Genomic DNA, 1,174 nt, shown 5'->3' on the forward strand with positions numbered 1-1,174 from the left:
ACGGATCGTCACGACGGAAGGGAGCACGCTCACCACGGTCATCACGACGGAAGGGAGCACGCTCACCACGGTCATCACGACGGAAGGGAGGACGCTCACCACGATCATCACGACGGAAGCCGCCACGGTCACTGTCGCGGCGGTCGTCACGCCGATCGTCGCGGCGCTCGTCACGGCGGAAACCGCCGCGGTCGCCGCGGTCATCGCCCCGGCGCTCGTCGCGCCGCCCGTAGGCACCACGGCTGTCGTCACGGCGGCCGTAGCCACCACCGCGCTCACCACGGTCATCACGGCGGTCATCACGACGGAAGGCGGGGCGGTCACCGCGGTCGTCACGACGCGGCGCACCAGGACGGTCGTCACGCTGGAACGCCGGACGAGACCCCCGGTCGCCGTCGCGCCGGTCGTCACGCCGGCCAGAACCACCGCGATTGTCGTCGCGGCGGAAGCCACCGCGGTCCCCGCGGTCGCTGTCCCTACGATCATCACCACGACGATCGTCACGACGGAAACCGCCCCGGTCGCCACCCCGGTCGCTGTCGCGGCGGTCGTCACGCCGACCGTAACCGCCACGGTCGTGGCCGCCGCGCTCGTTATCACGACGGTCGTTGTCGCGCCGGTCGTTGTCGCGCCGGAAGCCGCCGCGGTCTCCGCGGTCTCCGCGGTGACCGCCGCGGTCGCCCCGGTCGCCGCGGTCACCACTGTCCCGTCGCCGCTGGTCGCGCTCCGGTCGCTCGTCGGGAGAGTTGGTGGACATCGGTGACTCCTGTCTTCGGTACCGCAGTCATTCTCGCGCAGCCGAGTACCCGGCGCGCTCCAGAAAAAAGAAAAGGACCCTTGGCCCCAGCTGAACGCTGGGACCAAGGGTCCTCCAAAGATTGTTCGGCGGCGTCCTACTCTCCCACAGGGTCCCCCCTGCAGTACCATCGGCGCTGTAAGGCTTAGCTTCCGGGTTCGAAATGTAACCGGGCGTTTCCCTCACGCTATAACCACCGAAACCCTAATGGTTTCGAGCGAACAAGCACACTCTTTAATTGTGTGTTCAGCTCAAAGCCGGCAACAGTCGTTGCCTCAGAACTAACACAGTGGACGCGAGCAACTGAGGACAAGCCCTCGGCCTATTAGTACCGGTCAACTCCACCCATTACTGGGCTTCCATATCCGGCCTATCAAC

At 66.5% G+C, this 1,174-nt stretch carries 1 rRNA gene and 1 pseudogene; both read right to left on the reverse strand.

Features of this window, described 5'->3' with window-relative positions:
• A pseudogene (locus tag ABT114_RS20495) lies at positions 1 to 784 on the reverse strand (tetratricopeptide repeat protein); the annotation flags it as partial.
• Positions 785 to 880: 96 nt separating this feature from the next.
• Positions 881 to 997, reverse strand: a 5S ribosomal RNA gene (gene rrf, locus ABT114_RS20500).
• Between the last annotated feature and the right edge of the window lie 177 nt (positions 998 to 1,174).

The organism is Streptomyces sp. NPDC002088 (assembly GCF_040296605.1).
GTDB lineage: Bacteria > Actinomycetota > Actinomycetes > Streptomycetales > Streptomycetaceae > Streptomyces.